The following is an 18,091-nucleotide window of genomic DNA, read 5'->3' on the forward strand; positions in this document are numbered from 1 at the left end:
ATAAAAACGTTCTCCCTGTTGGGTTAAATGCCAAAAAAAGTTCGTACTGCATCATCAATCGTTGGGGACGGATACGGTAAAGACACTGGTTCTGCAAGCCGTTCTGTTGGGCTTGGGCGAGTATTCGCCAAAGCTACCTGAATCGGGCTATTCGCAGGCTCTGCAGCACACGATTTTTTGGTTGGTTGGCCATATAAACGACCATCAAACTCTCCGGCTTTCAGTCTTCGAAGCATGTCTTTGTGCTGCTCTTTCATAAGATCATCAACCATAATATCAAGGTCTGTGACGGGAAGTGCGTCCCCATACTGAAGCTTTGAGGAACCAAGAATAATTCCGCCTTTGTACAACAAAGTCGTTATGACAGGCTTTGATCTGCCGCTATCTTCTGTTTGAATATGTAATGTCTGGCCTTTGTAGGGAATGTTACTGTTAAATCCGAGACGCATTAGCCGACCTCTCAAAATAAATTGTTATCGTGTCTGCAGGGCAAACAGTTGCGCGAGCAAAACAATATTAACTGCCTGCATTAATGGCATATAAAAAAACAGGTTTAGTCTCCGGTTGATTTTTGCGGAAAAAAGCCGTCTCGCTTCGTTCGCTTCTCGTGGTTCATCTAGGTCGCTCTGAAACGTTATATGCTGAAGCGGGCGGATAATTTTTGATAACTCGCTCTGCAAAGGAGAGGGGGCAAGGTATTCCAGGTGTTCGGATCCGTCTTTGCTATTCTCTGGCCAATATAATTCAGTCTTAAAAGCCAACCACCAGTGCTGGCAAGACGCCAGCATGGCGATAAATGCCACTACTGACGTAAACCAACCTATAAAGGGGAGCATGGGATGTTTAAAAAGCACAAAATGCGATCCTGTGCCAACGATAGAGGCCGCAGATGCTATCCACGCAAACAGCCAATAGATACGGCTCTTAAGCCTGAATTCTTCAACTTTTGCCCCGGTTACAATAAGCGGCACTTAGCCTCCGTTAGATATGCTTGATGATACGTTTGTCTTGAACTGACTATCCGTGTTTTTGGTTGTAATTGAAAGGAGGGCAGAAAACACTAAAAGGCAAACAAGAGCTGCAAAAAGAATTAGTTGACCACTTTTGACAAGCCTTTTTCTCGCACGCATAAGTCAAACTCCTTCCGGGGGGAAAGCCCCCAAGTATCTACTACGAAACGAATAGCCTCAACGGCACCACTACAAATAACGGCCTTTGTGTTCGGGAGGCAGGACAAGTATTTTTGCCATTCCAATTGATCATCTGTCGCTACACCTCCTTTGCTTCTTTTCATTTCTATGTAAAGAATAGGCAAGCCGCTTCCTATTGCAGGCCATACCGTTATGTCCGGGAATCCTGCAGATACTCCCTCAGCCTTTAGGTATTTCGCCGTCTTGGCTGCACGAAACCCGCCGTTAGGGGTTGCGTTGTGGCGAATATCCTGGGATCTAAGCCATTGAACAAACGCAACCTGCTCCTGGTGCTCGTAGGGAACATACAAAATCTTAGAAGATGTATTATGAACAACAGCAATAGTTCGATCGGTACCTGCCGCAGTCTGCAATATTGACTTCCGGTTTTGATACTCTTGTAGCTGCTGTTCGTTCCAGCGCATTGAATATCCCCCTCTATTAGATATATGTCCGCCCCCTGTGGCATCATGCACAAAAAAACCCCCAGACAGCGGCGGCCAGGGGTTTTGTTAATAAAAGACTATGTGCGAAAGTTATTCTTGTTTTACGTTTTGTGCCTAGTCTGGAGCTGTTAGCCCCAAGGATGCCTTTACGCGTTCTATCATAGATTCGGCGGTGGTCATAAGCTTGCCTTCTGGCGTACTCATATCTATAGGCGGACCAAGCGGTTCTACTCGAGATGAAAAATACTTGCACAGCTGGGCTGTCGCCAGTCTGCAGTAGTTATTCACTGAGGTTTCGTATGCTTTTGAGCGCCCAAGCAAACGATAAAACTCAGCGCCTGTAAAAGCCATAAAAAGCGATTCCTCAGTAACCACACTTGCCTCTTCAACGGCGGCAACAATATCTTTGTCAAATGTCTGCAGGTATTCTGATGTTAGAACAGCCATTCTTACAAAAGAAGAAGGATCCAAGCCAAGGTTACGGCAACTGTTGTCCAGATCACGCCTCTCGGAGAGTGACATCCGATGAATGAATTTCTTTGTTCTCGGTTCTGAAGACCCTGGACGACCTCCCTTTTCCGTCGCCCCGGTACCCTTGGCCTTGTAGCCTGTTTTTTTGTTAGGTTTACCGGTTTTCTCTTTGAACCTAACTGTATCTTGGGCCTCAACCTTTGTCTTTTTCCCAGGCATCACCCACCTCCAATCCTATTTGTGCCTGTTTTTATATATCACAACTCACACTATTTTCAAGTTTATAGTGCGGTACAGTTCATTGACCGACTCCACAACAACATCAATTACAGCACCAAGCCGGATTGTCCGAGGTGTGTTTGCCACGCCCTTCATTTTAAAAAGGTGATAAGTGCAAGTCGGTTTGTCGAACCGGCCTCTCAAGGTTTTTGACGATACTACCCCTTCAATTTTGGATTCGCCAATTTCGACATATATACCTCTCTTGGACAACCCACTTACCACGCCTGGCACTTGGTTCCCTATAAGGCCAACTGCAGTTCGCGCTGAAATCCGCTTAAGGTACGCCCGTTCTGCTTTTGTTGCACAAAGCTCTTTATTACTACAATGCTGCGCAAATTCAGCCAAATGTTTTTCTGGCTGACTGGCGTCTGGCGTGCCGTCCAGTATTTGTGTTATTGCGCGATGCACAAGAATGTCTGGATATCGCCTAATCGGTGATGTGAAATGAGTATAAAATTTTGTAGCCAAGCTAAAATGTTGTTCCCCTGTTCCCCCGTCTACTGCGGAGTATCTGGCTTTTTTCATGCACCGGATGGCCTTGTTCATAAAGATGTCACTTGCATACGATCTGGGCATGGAAGTAATCTCTTGGATTATCTGCCGCGAAGATTTTCCTGAAGCTTCTATGTTCGCATATTTAGCAAGACCCCTGATTGTTTCAACATCAGGTTCTTCATGCGTCCGTAGCAGTACTGGTTGCTTGATCAGTTTTTTAGAAATAAATCTAGCAGCTGATTGGTTGGCAGCGAGCATGAATTCCTCGATTAGCATTTGTGATCGTAATCGGGCCGTGGAAGATGCTGATTTCCGGTAAACCAACGAGTCGTCGTCTTCTGCCAAGTCAATCTCATCAACAAAAAAGACCAAAGCACCTTCTTCAAGACGTTTTTGATTAAGCACAATGCGGCAACTGTTCATCTCACGTAGCATATCTGACAGATGATCCTGGTTGTGTCCTGTTATCATTCTCTCTGCCTGCTGGTAGGTAAGGCGCCTCTGCGAAATTATCGAACCACGATAAAAATCGTAGGAGATAATGGAGCCATCGAGTCCGATGATCATTTCAGCAACAAGGACAAGGCGCTCTTCACCTTCAACTAATGAACATGCCCCGTTACTTAGCTCCTCAGGCAACATGGGAATGCATTGATCTGGAAAGTAGATGCTTGTCCCGCGTTCATAGGCATGTTTATCAAGTGCTGACCCAGGCATTACAAAGTGAGAGACGTCTGCTATAGCAACCTTTAACTGCCAATCACCATTGGAATCCTTGCTGAGATATACTGCATCATCGAAATCTCTTGATGCTTCGCCATCGATAGTTATGAAAGGCAGACCCGAGAGATTTATACGCTCTACAGATGGTCCAATATATAGGCCTGCGCCTACTTGTTTTGCCTCTATTGCAGCTGATTCTGTTTGGGTTGTCTGTAGCCCGAACTCTACACAAACAGCCTTGCTGGCATGCTCGGGCAACTCAGGAGATGTGCAGAGATCAACAGCTTTTCCGACTATACCTTTTCCAGGACCGTCCGGTCTTTTGATGATTTCAACCCTTGCGAGACTGCCGGACAGGTCGTGATTACGCGACTGCCCGACAAAGACACCTCTTCCGCAAATTTGGCTCATGAATGGTAAAAGCTTGTGCATGCCGCTAGACTTCTCAGGGCTTGAGAGTATGCCAACAAAGATGGGCTCAGCAGGGGTAACTATCTCTACAATCTCTCCTGTAACTTCGAAGTCGCCGTCGTCAAAGACGTTAATTCTTACCAGATCTCCAGTAATGGCATCAGCAAGCCCCGAATGCGGTATTAAAATATCACTACCTACGCGGCGAGAGACAAAGCCGTAGCCGTTCGGCGTTATATGGAGAAGACCAGTTGTCGTATAGGAACAACTGACTTCGTCAAAATCATCGGAAGGTAGAGGATCTTCATAACTGTCTTCATCGTCAATTCTGGCATCTTCAAGCAGATCCAAGGCCGGCACAATAAAATCACCCCCTTCTGTCTTTGTTACTTCAACAAAGCCTTTTTGCTCTGCCAGCTTCAGACAATTTAGGAGGGCAGTATGATCTTTTGTGAGTCCGGATAGTTCATGGCTACATGAAATGGAACAGGAAAGCCCCTCCAGAGTTAATCCTGAAGGGGCGTTGATAACAATGTGGGCCGCTAAGCGTTCGGCGAGGTAATTTAAAGATGTTTTCTTGCGCACTGAGATTAAACTACTTTCCGTTTATAATAGTACTCGGCTTGCCCAAATGCAAAAATACCGTCTACGCCGAATCTCTTTTGTAATTTATTGAGAAGACGGCTTCGATCGCCTCCGGCCAGAAAATCATTGAACGCTCTTCTGCCTGCAATAGAGGGAGTAATAATTTTCCTCCGGCGTTTTATGTTGTTCTTTTTACTGCGTGCGCCTCCCCCCATATTACTCGCCTTCCAACCAATCTTGGATATCTTTTGCAATTGACGCCCAGGAGGCGTCCAGACGACAGGCAAGAAACTGTAGCAGCAGACTGTTGAACATCTGCAAACCCTGACCGAGTAAATACATCCGCTCGTAAAAAACAGATTCCTGTTCAGAGAACGCATCAACGCTTTCTTTCTCAACCTGTACTGAAGGGCATTTGAATGATTTGAAGATGAAACGTTCGGCATCAAGGTTGAATTTCCATTGGTTCTCGTTCAACTCCAGGTAGATTGTTGCTCCAGTGAGCGCTTTACCCATGTTTAGTGCGGTTTTTGCCTCAGCAAATTTATCCTGAGTTCCGGACACGACGACTTTTTGAACGCCAGACTCCCCACCTCCCTGGAACTGAAGGCGATTGTCAATCCAGGCCGAGAAGTGGTTGCCATTCTCCCCCGGTCCTTCTGCTGTAACACTATAATGAGTTTTGCCGTTCAAGCCGCCATGGAGCAGCCACACAAGGAATTCCTGCCCGAGCCAGGTGTTGTGTTTGATGGTGTCCAGGGCAGACTCGCTGCCGGCCTGATTGTGTGACGCAAGTAATTCTTTGCCATGGTCGTCCAGCAGAGTCATGGATCTGTTGAATGGATGGATAAGAATTAGCCGTAGGCCCTCAAAGCTCTTAACGAATAACTCTTCAAATTTTTCAGCGACCTTTTGTGATGATGTAAACAGTGTTAATACGCCTGTTTTTGTATCCCAAGCGATATCGACTGTAGATGGCGTTGGAATGGTTTTCGCCAGGAGGCCAAGTTTCACCCGCTCCTTAATTTCTTCCCGTTCGCGTTTTGGTGGGCGCTTGAGGTCAGGGTGTTTATCAAGAAATTCTTTCTCGGCTTTTCTTACTCGAGCTTTGGCGACTGCACCGGATATTTTGCGCTGATCATGCCGATAACTGAAAAACACAAAGTTGTCCCGCATGAATGCACCCGGAACATCAAAAATGGCATTATCAAAGGCATCGGTCCTCACCCACCCTATTGAACTTTCTTCAGCATTATCGTCGATTGGGCGGAATGCCCGCCCTGTAAGCGAGGATGACAACCAATCGAACATTTGGATCCGTGGCACGTCCCCAACAACATTGAACTGCATCATACTCACTGAATTTGAATAAATCCCCATTGGCCTTTCTCCTCTTCCTTATGCTGTTACACAAGGTCCTGCCACGCGATAACGTGGCAGGACCATATCCAATAATTTTGATGTTAGAGCGTTGCCTGATGTATGTTGCTGGCAGCATCCTCTCCCAACTCACTGATCAGTGTTTCGATGGCGCCCATCATTGACGAGTACACCGGACGGCCAACCGTGCGCTTCGCTGTGTATTTAGCAACCACTTTGCCATCACTGGTTTTCAGCACGCCCATATAGGTTGCCATGCCGGGCATTACCCATCGGATGCCGGGATCGAGAGATGCGATGCGTGGTTCGAGAATAAGAGCGTTTGCTTCTGACATAGAATCGCTGTACTCAACATTTTCAAAGTAGCCAAGTTTTTGCACATACTTAGAAAACTCTTCCTTGAACATGCCCTGCAGCTTGGGTTGCGCTGCTACAAACTCTTTTGTTTCATCGCCACTGATCTTGTCGGTGGCTGTTTCAGACCAATTGATTGAGCGGACAATCAGTTTGTTGTAGGAAGCCATCGGGGTGTCTTTTTTGGCGGTCACGCCGGCACATCCCGACAAAAGCAATACAGCAAACGCAGTTGTGATAGACAAGCCCAGTGTTAACAGTTTTTTCATGGGTGTTTCTCCTTTGTTGTGGTTTAGAACACGGCCTTAAGGGCCACACCAGTCGCGATGTTGTAATTAGTTGGAGTGCTAGCAATGAAGCCGGTGTCTTGATATGTTCGGGTGCCGATTACTTCCGACTTGAAGTACGGCACCAGCCTTAGGTTTTCTGCCACTTTAAATGATGCGTTGAGGCCACCTTCAAACGTCCCATAACCGTCCCCAAATCCACCTCTGGCCCGAACCATCGAATACTTAAAATCGGCGCCCATTGAAAACTTGGGGGTAAAGGCCCTCTCACTGCCAATTACGATTGAGTGGATATTGCCAGTCGGGTAACCCACCGGATAGGTGTTGTCAAAGTAGCCTTTATATGCGCCGCTAAAGCTACCCACGTAGCCCAGGTATGCCCGACTTGCCCCGAAAGTCAGAGATCCGATAGCTTTTGCTGTGTGTGTGTCAAAACCATATTCCCCGTGTTGGTCCAAAAGCTGTGCGGCATTAACGTAATTTGCGGAAACATGTTTGCTGCCCCAGCGCGCAGGCTTATAGGTGTATTCCAATACCAATGCTCCTGCAGAAGGTTTCTCAGACAGGGCCTTAACCATATCCCACCTCAAAGAAAAGGTCGGATTGTAGAAACCGCACATGCTTGTTGACTGTTCGGATGTTGACGTTGAAACAAAGGTATACCCATTTGTCACACTCCCCTTGTTACGTCCCGCCATCTCAAAGCCAAAGTCGGCACCGACCTGTAAACCATATCCCAGACCTGCTTGAATGTCGGCCCGCAAGGAGTTGAACTGATTTCTTTCTTTCAACGTCGCAGAAACACCGGAAATCGGGATGAGCGCAGTTTCTGTGTCTTGGTATTTGTACTCATAAGCAACTGATGCTCCGAGGCCCCACTGATCTAGTGTGTCTGTAGGGAACATGCCAATCCACTTTGTTTCTGTGGCAAATGCTGATGCTCCGCACGCCGCCGACATAAGCAGTGTGCATACTGCAATGGTTAATGCTTTACTGGTTTTACTCATTTGATTCCTTTCTTTGCTGTTGTTTATAGCGTCCCGCCTGTTTCAACTGCTATGCTGAAGGCAAGCTGGAGCACTTTGTCTGCATATACCCTTGTTTTTTGATTTTTAATGCTGCCGTTATACTTGCGTAGAGCGGTCTGCATACGCATCAGACTTGTGTCGTTTCCACCGTTTCCAAGAAGTGACAATATTGTCTGCGCTTGTACCGCTTGGTCTCTCGGTTTTTTGGGCACAGGCCACCAGCAGTCCGGAATCACTTGCCATCCACCCTCCTCACCAGACAATCCCACTGCAGACGGGTTGCCTGCCGACTCGATTATCGATTGAGCCATCGATAAATGCGGTTTTTCAGTAGAGGTGATAGCTATAGCCATCGCATTCGGGCTTGGACTGCCGTACCTCGCGTAAATATCTGATGCGACCTCATGGACTGGTGATTTGAGCAGTACCGACATCATAATGTCGCTAGCGTAAGATTTTGTGGCCCCAAAGACAGATACAGCGATTGCGAATACGGCGCACATAGTAGTGGCAGTGGATAACGTTTTAATGTTTTTCATAATGGTTTATATATATCACATAAACCGGATTCAGTCAAGGGTGTCACTCTTGATTGGATTGCGACACGATATATTTCTGTTGTTCTTTTTCCTCTTTCGCCGTGCCTCTCATTTTCAAAAACAAAAATGCGGAGGCACACAGAAGAACCAGCGAAAATAGGAAAGACGCAACAACCACCGGACCATCGAGTTTTTTTGTCACCAAAATTAGGCTATTGAGAAAAAGGGCTATCGAACAGTATTGCAGGCGCTTTTCGTAAGTTGAGCTAGATGTGGACATGGCCACCCCCCTCGGACATTCTTTCCTTGATAGGTATATGTCCGGGGGGTGTGGCATTGGGCGGGATTTTTGTTTCAGTTTTCTACAAACTGACAGGACGTGTCAACCTGTCCCAAGCAGATCTTTGAGGCGAAGATGAGCTGCCATATGGGTGTCTGAATGTTGCTGGTCGTACTCTTCACCAACTTCGGGGACATTAAGCAGCGCTTCTATGGCCTGCTGGATAGCTTCGTTAGTCTCTTTTTTGACAGAATCCAAAGCAACCATTTTGCATCCGTCTCTCGGATCTGGCTCAAGCCAGACAGAATCTTCATATTCTGTGTCGCCAACATTATCTACCAGGGCAGCCATAAAATTGTCTTCAGCGATTTCCCCATATTCTATCCACGGGCTTTCCTTAAGAAACCGTTCATAGTTATTTGGGCGGCCTGAGAACATACTTTTAGCAAAAGCTTCACGAGCGTTTATGATTATATCAAAGGCCTTGTCCACCGCCTCCTCCTGATTCCGGGCGGCAACACTGTTGACTCTGATGCCGAAAGGCACCTGAATATAGACAGAGTATCTGTTTCCGTCGTAGGTGTATTCGGCAGTCTTTTGAACTTTTGACAATCCTTCGCCTGTATGGGCATAACTTTCGTCGTCGGATGGAAATACGTCTTTGCCGGCGATCTCGCAGGCGATCTCGAAGTTATCCAGGCAGGAGATAGGCACTTGTGAGTGGAACTCATCAAGCGCAATTGAGGCCGCTACCGGCAAGGACATATGGTCGTGGACATCGATCATATATTTCCCGGCGATTTTGTCTTGCTGATCATCAGTGTCAAGCTGGTTGTCGGGTACAGTCTGCCAGACATGAATGGTCACCTGTTTTGCCTTCTGCTCTTCTTCGAAGCAAAGGCTCCCGCAGGACGGGCATTCACCGGAAGGCATTGTTTCGCCAGGCAGCACCCGCTGAAAAATGTCACGAACTTCTTTCAGGTCGGCATCGGAGATAATCGTCTCGCAATTAGCGCATTTGTTGATGTGTTTTTTGTCCAAAGGGTGCTCCTTTACTTGGAATGAGAGACTTACTCTGTGGCCCGCAGGCGCTCGACCCAGCAACATTCGGTACCGACATAACCGCCGTTATGCTGGTGTGCGGTTTTGGCAACAATTTTTTCACCGCAGATAGCACATACCGTTAGATGTTTAGTCTGGACATGGTCCTCAAGAAACTCGTGCCAGTATTCGTTGTCGAGAACACCTGTGACTTTGTATTGCAGCATTCCGGACTCAACTCCAATCAGCACCGGATTAACTTCCATAAGACAGTCGTGGCCGACCAGCTTTTCTGATGCAATATCAAGAAATCCATCAAAATTATTATCTACCACTTCACTGTGTTCAACCAGAACATACCCCTCTATGTGCATGCCTTCCGGTCTGAGCTTGTATGTCCCCCCACCGATCCGTTCTACCACCAGTTCCTCCGGATTTTGGGATTCGGTCTGAAACCAATCCTCAGGGCCAGAGAAATCGCACTCCCGACAAAACATGCTGCCTGCAAACTCATGGTCGCCATCAACTTCAGTTTCAAAGTTGCCCTCGCTTTGGTAAAGGCGGGCCGAGGTCAATATGGTAACATCAATAGAATCAGTATTTCCGCAAACAGGGCATTTGTAAGTATATAGAGACATATTTCCTCCGTAAAATTTGGTTAGTATTTCCTTCTATTGATTGGTTGACTAAAATGGTGATGATTTGATAGGCCAGACCTGAGCGTGCGCTCCGCATCCTGCTGGTAGGTTTTCGTCGTAACAGGAATGACAAAATTTTTCTCCACACTCAGGGCAAGAAATGATGTTTTGTTTGTTTATCTCTTCACCGCACAGCACACAATCATCACAGTATGGGCATCCGCCAAGACACTCTGTACACAGGTCGTATTCACAAACAGCATCATAATCATGGCCTTCGCCATCGGAGTTATACTCCTCACCACACTTCGGGCATTTGGCTGCCTTTTCAAATTGTTTTATTTCTGCATAGCTTTGATTGTTAGACAAGAAGGGGGCTTTGAAATATGTGCTGCCCCAGAAGTTTACGGATATTGGCTCAAGTTCAACTGTGGCGGGATCGTCAGGTCCGTCGTCGGAATGACGAATAAAATACTGGTTAGTGTAACCTTTTTCTGCAGCAACAGACTTTGTGTCCGCACGCCCTTCAGAAACAAGGCATTGAATCCCATTGATGAAAGCAAGCTGGATCATTCGGATTTCCTCTCTGCTGAATGGTTACCATAATGGTTTATATATATCACAAAAGGGCGTTGTTGTCAATTGTACTGCTGCGCTGTGACAACTTATCGTTTGAGTTGCATACGGGAGATCGTTTGGATGGCGTCCTGAATTACGGGTGCCACTGCAGAGATGGCTTCAGGGTGAAAGACCTTAGTTTCATGCTTTTCGTGCAGGGTTGGACGACCATTTTTTGCAGAAGCAAGAATCTCTTTAAGCTTGTTTTCTGCTGTTGATGAGGCGTCCACCAGGGCCGATACGATCAGATCCGCAATCAGGCTGTATTGCGACTCAAAAGAGTAGGTGAAAGCGGAGAATCCCAACCTCGCATCAAGCTTTTTTGAGGACAAAGAAAAGCACTTGCCTGTTGTGCCTATCGGAACGGCGGCACTATTGGATGGCGCATTGGTGATTTGGGATCGATACAGGTTTCCGGCACCGACTAGCGCATCTTTGTATTTTTGGTGCAGGTTAATCAGATCATTGTTCAAGGTCCACCACCTCTGATGCAATCACATCAGCCGTTTGCAACGCCTCTTCTAGTTCCCAAAGAACGTCCGAAGTATCGCCACCATCCCTCTTTACAATGATGAGCTGTGCGGCGTGGTCGATGATGTCGCTAATAGTGTCAGTGTTCAAATTCATTGTGGTTGTATCTACCACGTTACCACTGTTATCAAAGGTGTTGAGCGTGACTGGGATTGAATCAATGCTGCTCTCTGTGACGTAAACTTCGTAATCACCTTCACGAATGTCATCAAAATTACTGAATCGTTCATAGGCGTCCTCAAGGGTTCCCCCGATATTTTCAACGGCTATGGCAGCCGCGTGACTCAACGCCTCTTCTTGGCTGGTGAAGGTGTCATGTGAAATGTCGTCGGCAGATTTTTCGGTTACAATATAGATGGCTATTGGCATGGCCGCTCCTCTTGATAGTTAAATTTCATCCATTCTGCTTTCCGGCCAACGCAATCCATGATGCTTTCTGGTGTGTAGCCTTCATTGAGCAGGTACCTGATCTGTCCCTCGAAACCCTTGTTGTTAATGGCTGACGCTGCGGATTCTGCGGAGTCAAGCACAAGATTATCGAGATCGTCTTGGAACTCCTCGTGGAATTTTTGATGATAGGACTCTAAAAAATCTGCCATTCTCTTGGCTGGCGTGATGTCGTCAGTATTAAGGAAATCGCCCTCCTCATAATTTTCGACATCAAGTTCTACCTCTGTTCCACCATCATTTGAATAGTCGAGTAGACATGAAGTAGGAGTGAATGACCGCTGCTGCTCTCTCAATATCTCGTTCACCGCATCTGCGGCTTCAGCGTCGCTGTCTACATCCAAGGCCAGAGTTATTTTTACCAGATATGCCATAGAGGAAAGCCCTTTCTGTTAATGTTGAGCTGGTGGAAGTGTTGCCCATGAGGTTGATTCTTTCGTCCATGAGACATAATCGCCGTCAGCACAAAGCCTGTCCTCAAAAGTGAAGCGGAATTGTCCATTGGGTTTTACTTCAAGAGAATAACGGGGGTCGTTCTCGTACTCGACACCACAGTAGTCATCTGATGATGAATCGTGGTTCCAAGGCCGAGTCATGTGGACACCGGGAAAGCTGTCTGTTTCCCCAATAATTGTTTTGTCTTGTTCTTTGGCTAATTGGCTCAACTCTTGGATATGTTTTACATGCTCCATGGTCAGCTTCAGCGCAGTTTCATAGCACTTTGGCCCATGTTCAGAATGGTTGGCATCTACGACGGTAGGTACACTGATTATCTCTTGTTGCTCACTAATATTCATATTGCCTCCTACGCCAATTGTGATGGTTTATATATATCATAATTCTGCTATGCTGTCAACTTGTGTTTGTTGCAAAAAAACAAAAACCCCGCTATTGGCGCTAGCCATTTCGCAAAGGTATTGAAATTAAGAATCACAAAAGCCCTAGATTATTATCTGGGGCTTTTGTGATCGATCAAGATGAGTATCTATCGCTAGAGTTTAATCCTGTCCTGAAACCTTGTTTTCGGGTTGACGTACCGGGATACCTTGGGCGTATTCCTTGCAGAAATGAGTCTGTTTTTAATTCAGATTGGATGAACTGAATATCCGCATCATCAAGGCCTAAACCGTATCCAACAAGGACATCCAGCGCAGCTATCTGTTTGTTCATTTCCACCTCCAGTTGGCCCTCAGCGTATTTTTTGATAATTTCGTCCCATCCAAATATTTCCAATCCGCCTACAGGGATGGGCAAATTAAGCAAGGCCGACCGATCCATTTCTTCACCACTTGTCTGTTGAAGGGCCATCAGCACACCAGTTGCAATATCTTCACTGCTGACAACAATCCATTCAAACATATCTTCAGAAAGCCTGATTTGGTAGCCGTCTTCTGTTTTTTCTATAGTTGGAGAAGAGATGGTTACTTTATGGGTGCTATTGTCAAAACATTCGGCATAGGTAATGTGAGTTAATTTATCGGCTTGTAGATGTTTTTTTAAGCTTTGCAGACCCAATAGCTTTAGATCTTTTTCCAACGCTTCTTTTGCTTTAAATCTATTCCGACAAGCAGTAGTAATTGGTTCTCGCAATTCCTCAATTTCAAAAGCAAAACTTGAAAGATTCTCGTGCCAAGGCATTAAAGCTAGGTTTGTTGGATATATATGGCTTCTTAGGGTGTCTAATGTACCCATACGTGCTGCTATTCCATAGAAGAACACATAGATATTCGAGAGGAAAAGCAGGTCAAACGGAAATTTAAGTAAGTCTTCACGTGGAAAAAATAAACTGGCTGTGTTTGTAAAGGCTGTATTGGCTGGGTCAAACGACACAGCGTTTACACAATGAGCAACCTGAGCAATAGCATATCCCTTGGCGGGGAGGATTGGGCTCGCTGACCACAAAGAGTTGTCGCTTATAAGCATCAAATCTACATTTGATTCCACTGGGTCGCCTTGGATTTCCGTAGCTATTATATTTTCACCCTTGTAAACGGTGTGCCCATTTGCTTTGTAAGCTTTTTCGTTACGGAAGGCGATGCCACCAGCAATCATTCTTCGTTCGGTCCAATTATGTAAATCAAGTGGAGCGGGCTCAATGTCAGTTACCTTGCCTTTTGCGGCCTTATTTTTGCCTACCCAATATGTTTTGGCTGCATCGCTTAAGTAGTAATCGCGGCCCCAAAGTTTTCTGATTACACCGAGTCGGTCAGGAGTAAGCCGAGTCATAATTCTGCCATCAACTGTAAATATATCTGAATATGGGATCAGTTGTTCAGGGAGGCCTTCCAAATCAAAATCCCGCAAAGAATCTTCTTGGTTCTGTTTGACGCAAGAGCTTGATGCCAATCGAATAGAAACAACATCATCGTGAGTAGCAGGACAGTTCTCGGCAATTATAATTACGGGCAATGTTTTCGCGTCAAAGACCTGTTTCCAAATAACCTCCATATCGATTATTTCTCTTATGGTCCACCTTCCGCCCAAACGGAACAATGTTCTTAGATCCCTTGTCTCGTTCGCGTCGAACAAGCCTCCTGGCACCACAAAACCGAGACGTCCAGCCCTCCCAGACTCATCAAGAGGCTTGCACCATGATCGCAAAGCCCTATAAATGAATAATGTATAAGCGTTTCTCTTTGCAGATACCCCAGGGAAACCGTCACTGCCGTTCTCAAAACTGGCAAGGGTGTGATCGTCAAGGTCTTGTGCGCTCCGTTCTTGACGGATGTAGGGTGGGTTTCCAATAATGGCATCATAGATAGGCTGATCTAGTTCACCTGAAAACCGGTCAAGTAAAGACAGTTTACTTGGCACCACAAGAGAGTTGGATTTACCGGTAACCGGGATGTCAGGAAAACCCTTCTTTTCTATCTCTTCTTTCATGCCAAGGATCTGCCAGAGTAGTTGTATTTGGGCCAGAACAGCAGAGAATGTATTAAGATCATTGCCAGCTATTCTGGACAACACATCGACAGCGTCGCTATATTCAGCCGCACCTCGGTCGAGGTCATCTCCGATCATGTGCCGATAGGCTTCGATCAGAAATGTTCCCGATCCACAGGCCGGGTCCATCACTCTACTGGAACTATCGATGCCAACACGCTTAACGATGTAGCGGGCAATTGATGGCGGAGTATAAAACTCCCCCATCTTTTTTCTCTGGTTCCTATCCATAAACCTATCATAGATACCGGTAAGGATATCGCCCTTAATAGTGGTAAAGTCATAACGTGACAACTGAAACATAGCCCACTCAATCGCATTTGACAGACCTTGATCTGCACTGTTGAGAACCCAATCCAATTCGGTCGTTTCAAAGGCGGCAGCATAGAACCTACTTGCTTTACGGTACGCCTCATCAAGCAACTTGGTGTAACTCTCGTCGAAATACGACCGCATTTTCTGGAATGCCTCAACACCGCCATTGCAAACGTACTTAATGTTACCAAAGAATCCGTGGTCCTCAAAAAAACGTAGCAATAGAATCCTTGCTAAAATCAGGTTGGCCGTTTCAATAGCAAACAGCTCTTTAAGAACTTTGTCGTCTGCTCCAGTACGAGCCTGAAAAGCAGGAAGTCCCTCAAGCGCAAGGATCACCATGTGGGGCTGTTTTTTAAATTCGCGCCGGATAGACAAAGCCTCTTTATCATGTTCACGAGCAGCCTCTAGGCCAGAAGGAGCCGATTCAATAGTCAGGTTCTGCGAGTTAAACAACCACGACCCATTCCGCGAATCATATTTTTTCCCAAACTGCACGGCACACATCTGATAGGCTTCAATATCTGTCCAGCATTTATCCAGCGCATTACGAGTAGCATCTTGCAGGTGGGCTGTTGCTTCTCTAACGTTCTGGAAAAAACGTTTTCTTGAAACCTTGAATCGGTTGATTTTCCTTTTGGTTGCTGTTTCTGGGTCTGGCTTGTCAAGCTTCTCGGTCGCTATTAGAGAAACATCACCGTTGCGAAAACGGTTCAGTTGCTCCGGGACTCCAGCACGGTCGTAGTGCATAGCTATGAGTCTTTGCTCGAAGTTTTGTTTATCAAGCCCATCAAGTAATATTTCTATATCACCGCTCGCTGAGAAATCTTTGCCAGTCACCTGTCGAACGACAACAATTTCAGGTTCGACCATCATAAACCACGATGTATTTGTCCCTATATATTTTGATTTCTTCTCAAAGATATCTTCTCTGGTGGTGGTATTCTTAAAACAACCCACCTCATCTTTCGCTTCAACAACAATCCAATCTATTTTTTTTTGCACCCCTTTCGGGTCCACTAGGCCGGATAAAGCTCTGGCTGTAACGTCAGGCCTACCGCCTTCACCCGCTGTATCAATATCAACATCAGAAGCAGGATAACCAAGAACATGAATAAGGATGTCGCGGATAGGCCCATACATGGAGGCTTCTTTTCCTTTTGGGGTGTTTCTTATTTTGTCAATTGTATCTTCAAACGAAAATGATGCCATTTTTACCTCACGCACAATATATTTGTTAAAGTCTCATGTCTTGTTGTCAGCCCTAGCCTCATTGCCGGCGTCATTTTATCTTTACCGGTCTCTACGAAATTGTAAAAAACCCTGAAGATTTCCAACAACTTCACCACAACAGCCGGATTGTACGGCCCATAACCATACCACCGTCGGTTGCCTGCACTTGAAGTAGAAATTGGCCTTTCCAGCAGGGATATCCTCCTCCGGATCTGCATAAAGAACCGGTCTATGCCGTGCAGGGTGGCCTTACTATACAGATTTGCCAGGTGATCCGCATCATAGGATTTGTCACGCAGGTCTGTCAGCCAACAGATGGCCTTTTCCGGTTCGCTCATGTCCGGGAAAGGGTAAAGCAACCAACGGTCATTCCATCTACCTATGCCTACCAGATGTTCCATCCGAGCCTTGATCAGAATGTGACGCAGGTCCTTGTCAAGCAAGTCAGCATAGGCTGCGCTTGACTCCCCGAGTCTATTCAATTCCCTGTCGCTCTCAGCCTTAAGTTGCCTTTTTTGGTTGATAGTGAGATCCTTGTTTATCCTAACGTAAAAGGCATCGCAGCGCTTCTGTAGCACTTCACTGTGGAAGGCGGCAAGACAAGCGGCTCTAATGCCGGACTCCTGGTCCATGTAGAACCGGAGTTTTTCTACACAAGGTAACAGGCGTTTGAGAAAGAAGAAGTGCCCATAGAGTGTGTATTCCGCATGGACCTGCATGCCGGAAAAAGGAAGTGCGACTTCATTGTCCTTGTCGTCCGGTCGCTCGATATCATCCCTTTGCAGATTATTATCATACACGGTTTCAATGTCGGCTAAAATCTGCTTCCGCTTGGCTGAGGTAGCGGCCCTGCCTTTTAATGATTCTTTATAGTCACTGGATAGCCAAAGACGGGCATACCTCCTGAATGGCGGAGGAACATCATGATCACCCAGTTCGTTGGCATCGGACTCAACGGATCTTGAATCAAGATTCATATCGTAGTTCAGGTGACAGCCGAAGATATAACCAGATTCATTGTCTGCGGAGCCCACTGCTGACAGAATAATATTACGTTTGTCTCCGGCATGCTGCCAGTTAATTACATAGTCCTGGCGGTCAACAGACAAATATAGGCGGGGGATTTTCATTCGCCTCAGTCTGGACTCCTGGACTGCGGCAAATACCACGCACTGCTTGTGAATGAAGTCAATCTTGCCATACAGAGTGCTGGCCGAAATGCCTGCAACCTCCATGATTCGGTTGAACGGCACCTTATTGACCAACAACTTAAATACCGATTCATTTACTTCAGGCCGTTTTTGCCGGAGAGCTGGCCCACCAACTGCGAAGGTCGTCTCACACAGGCGACAACGATACCGCTGTGAACCCGATTTAGTTTTCCCAAAGGAATAGTAGGCTTTGGGAGTTGAGATCGGCAGACTGTGGTTGTCGCAGGCCACGTTTGGGCAAGATGGCTCAGGTGATGTGGTAAAGCAATCTTCCAGACGCTCGACTTCTTCAAAGATTCCAAGATTACTTTTGATGGGAGGGAACTCACCACATTTATGACATTTCAACACTGGTATGTTTTTCTTGCTGCCAGAAAGCGCATAAGTATCCCTGTCTGACTGGTTGCGGCCTTTGGGTTGCTGCCCGGCAGAAGCAGGTACACCATAATTACCGCAGAGGGGGTTTTTGCAAAAGTTAACCTGTATGCCACCGATGGCATCAGGGATTCGGGGGTGGTGGATGTGTGCAGATGGCTCTTCCAAAAGATAATGCCTCCTAGAAGTTATCTAAGAGGCATTATGCCTTAACTTTGGTTGATTTTCAACACCTTTGCGAAATGGCTAGGCTATTGGCGGGGTCTGT

19 protein-coding genes are annotated in these 18,091 nt (G+C 46.4%); all 19 read right to left on the reverse strand.

Annotated elements, in window-relative coordinates; genetic code table 11:
• Nucleotides 1-23 precede the first annotated feature (23 nt).
• The gene (locus FY034_RS17345; RefSeq protein ID WP_265555549.1) at nucleotides 24-449 is read right to left on the reverse strand and encodes a hypothetical protein; all 426 of its coding nucleotides are present in this window, start codon (nucleotides 447-449) and stop codon (nucleotides 24-26) included.
• 24 nt (nucleotides 450-473) lie between these two features.
• The gene (locus FY034_RS17350; RefSeq protein WP_265555551.1) at nucleotides 474-971 is read right to left on the reverse strand and encodes a hypothetical protein; all 498 of its coding nucleotides are present in this window, start codon (nucleotides 969-971) and stop codon (nucleotides 474-476) included.
• Nucleotides 972-1,090: 119 nt separating this feature from the next.
• Nucleotides 1,091-1,615 (reverse strand): VRR-NUC domain-containing protein, encoded by a 525-nt coding sequence (locus tag FY034_RS17355; RefSeq protein WP_265555552.1) that lies wholly within the window; start codon nucleotides 1,613-1,615, stop codon nucleotides 1,091-1,093.
• A gap of 135 nt (nucleotides 1,616-1,750) precedes the next feature.
• Nucleotides 1,751-2,326, reverse strand: coding sequence for a hypothetical protein (locus FY034_RS17360; RefSeq protein ID WP_265555554.1), 576 nt, complete (start codon nucleotides 2,324-2,326; stop codon nucleotides 1,751-1,753).
• A gap of 45 nt (nucleotides 2,327-2,371) precedes the next feature.
• Nucleotides 2,372-4,603, reverse strand: coding sequence for a ribonuclease R family protein (locus tag FY034_RS17365; RefSeq protein ID WP_265555556.1), 2,232 nt, complete (start codon nucleotides 4,601-4,603; stop codon nucleotides 2,372-2,374).
• Between the two features lie 216 nt (nucleotides 4,604-4,819).
• The gene (gene rdgC, locus FY034_RS17370; protein ID WP_265555558.1) at nucleotides 4,820-5,983 is read right to left on the reverse strand and encodes a recombination-associated protein RdgC; all 1,164 of its coding nucleotides are present in this window, start codon (nucleotides 5,981-5,983) and stop codon (nucleotides 4,820-4,822) included.
• A gap of 83 nt (nucleotides 5,984-6,066) precedes the next feature.
• Nucleotides 6,067-6,606: a hypothetical protein gene (locus FY034_RS17375; RefSeq protein WP_265555559.1), complete on the reverse strand. Its 540-nt coding sequence runs from the start codon at nucleotides 6,604-6,606 to the stop codon at nucleotides 6,067-6,069.
• A 23-nt stretch (nucleotides 6,607-6,629) separates the two neighbouring features.
• A complete protein-coding gene (locus FY034_RS17380) occupies nucleotides 6,630-7,631 on the reverse strand; it encodes a hypothetical protein (RefSeq protein ID WP_265555560.1) in 1,002 nt (333 codons plus the stop codon).
• A 23-nt stretch (nucleotides 7,632-7,654) separates the two neighbouring features.
• The gene (locus tag FY034_RS17385) at nucleotides 7,655-8,191 is read right to left on the reverse strand and encodes a hypothetical protein (protein ID WP_265555561.1); all 537 of its coding nucleotides are present in this window, start codon (nucleotides 8,189-8,191) and stop codon (nucleotides 7,655-7,657) included.
• A gap of 43 nt (nucleotides 8,192-8,234) precedes the next feature.
• Nucleotides 8,235-8,471 (reverse strand): hypothetical protein, encoded by a 237-nt coding sequence (locus tag FY034_RS17390; RefSeq protein ID WP_265555563.1) that lies wholly within the window; start codon nucleotides 8,469-8,471, stop codon nucleotides 8,235-8,237.
• Between the two features lie 102 nt (nucleotides 8,472-8,573).
• The gene (locus tag FY034_RS17395) at nucleotides 8,574-9,512 is read right to left on the reverse strand and encodes a hypothetical protein (protein ID WP_265555564.1); all 939 of its coding nucleotides are present in this window, start codon (nucleotides 9,510-9,512) and stop codon (nucleotides 8,574-8,576) included.
• Nucleotides 9,513-9,541: 29 nt separating this feature from the next.
• Nucleotides 9,542-10,150 (reverse strand): hypothetical protein, encoded by a 609-nt coding sequence (locus tag FY034_RS17400; protein WP_265555566.1) that lies wholly within the window; start codon nucleotides 10,148-10,150, stop codon nucleotides 9,542-9,544.
• Nucleotides 10,151-10,198: 48 nt separating this feature from the next.
• Nucleotides 10,199-10,723, reverse strand: coding sequence for an LPD28 domain-containing protein (locus FY034_RS17405; protein ID WP_265555567.1), 525 nt, complete (start codon nucleotides 10,721-10,723; stop codon nucleotides 10,199-10,201).
• 92 nt (nucleotides 10,724-10,815) lie between these two features.
• Nucleotides 10,816-11,241: a hypothetical protein gene (locus FY034_RS17410; protein ID WP_265555569.1), complete on the reverse strand. Its 426-nt coding sequence runs from the start codon at nucleotides 11,239-11,241 to the stop codon at nucleotides 10,816-10,818.
• Nucleotides 11,231-11,668 carry a hypothetical protein gene (locus FY034_RS17415; RefSeq protein ID WP_265555571.1) on the reverse strand — a complete coding sequence of 146 codons (438 nt, stop codon included), beginning with the start codon at nucleotides 11,666-11,668 and terminating at the stop codon, nucleotides 11,231-11,233. Before FY034_RS17415 ends, FY034_RS17410 begins: the two co-directional genes overlap by 11 nt.
• Nucleotides 11,659-12,120 (reverse strand): hypothetical protein, encoded by a 462-nt coding sequence (locus tag FY034_RS17420; protein WP_265555572.1) that lies wholly within the window; start codon nucleotides 12,118-12,120, stop codon nucleotides 11,659-11,661. The genes FY034_RS17415 and FY034_RS17420 overlap by 10 nt, the downstream gene beginning before the upstream one ends.
• Before the next feature lie 18 nt (nucleotides 12,121-12,138).
• Nucleotides 12,139-12,543 carry a hypothetical protein gene (locus FY034_RS17425; protein ID WP_265555573.1) on the reverse strand — a complete coding sequence of 135 codons (405 nt, stop codon included), beginning with the start codon at nucleotides 12,541-12,543 and terminating at the stop codon, nucleotides 12,139-12,141.
• A gap of 175 nt (nucleotides 12,544-12,718) precedes the next feature.
• Nucleotides 12,719-16,216, reverse strand: a complete 3,498-nt coding sequence (locus FY034_RS17430; RefSeq protein ID WP_265555575.1) for an HsdM family class I SAM-dependent methyltransferase — start codon at nucleotides 16,214-16,216, stop codon at nucleotides 12,719-12,721.
• Nucleotides 16,217-16,218: 2 nt separating this feature from the next.
• Nucleotides 16,219-17,991: a hypothetical protein gene (locus FY034_RS17435; RefSeq protein WP_265555577.1), complete on the reverse strand. Its 1,773-nt coding sequence runs from the start codon at nucleotides 17,989-17,991 to the stop codon at nucleotides 16,219-16,221.
• Nucleotides 17,992-18,091: the final 100 nt, after the last annotated feature.

It is taken from the genome of Trichlorobacter lovleyi (assembly GCF_015239775.1).
In the GTDB taxonomy this organism is placed as follows: domain Bacteria; phylum Desulfobacterota; class Desulfuromonadia; order Geobacterales; family Pseudopelobacteraceae; genus Trichlorobacter; species Trichlorobacter lovleyi_B.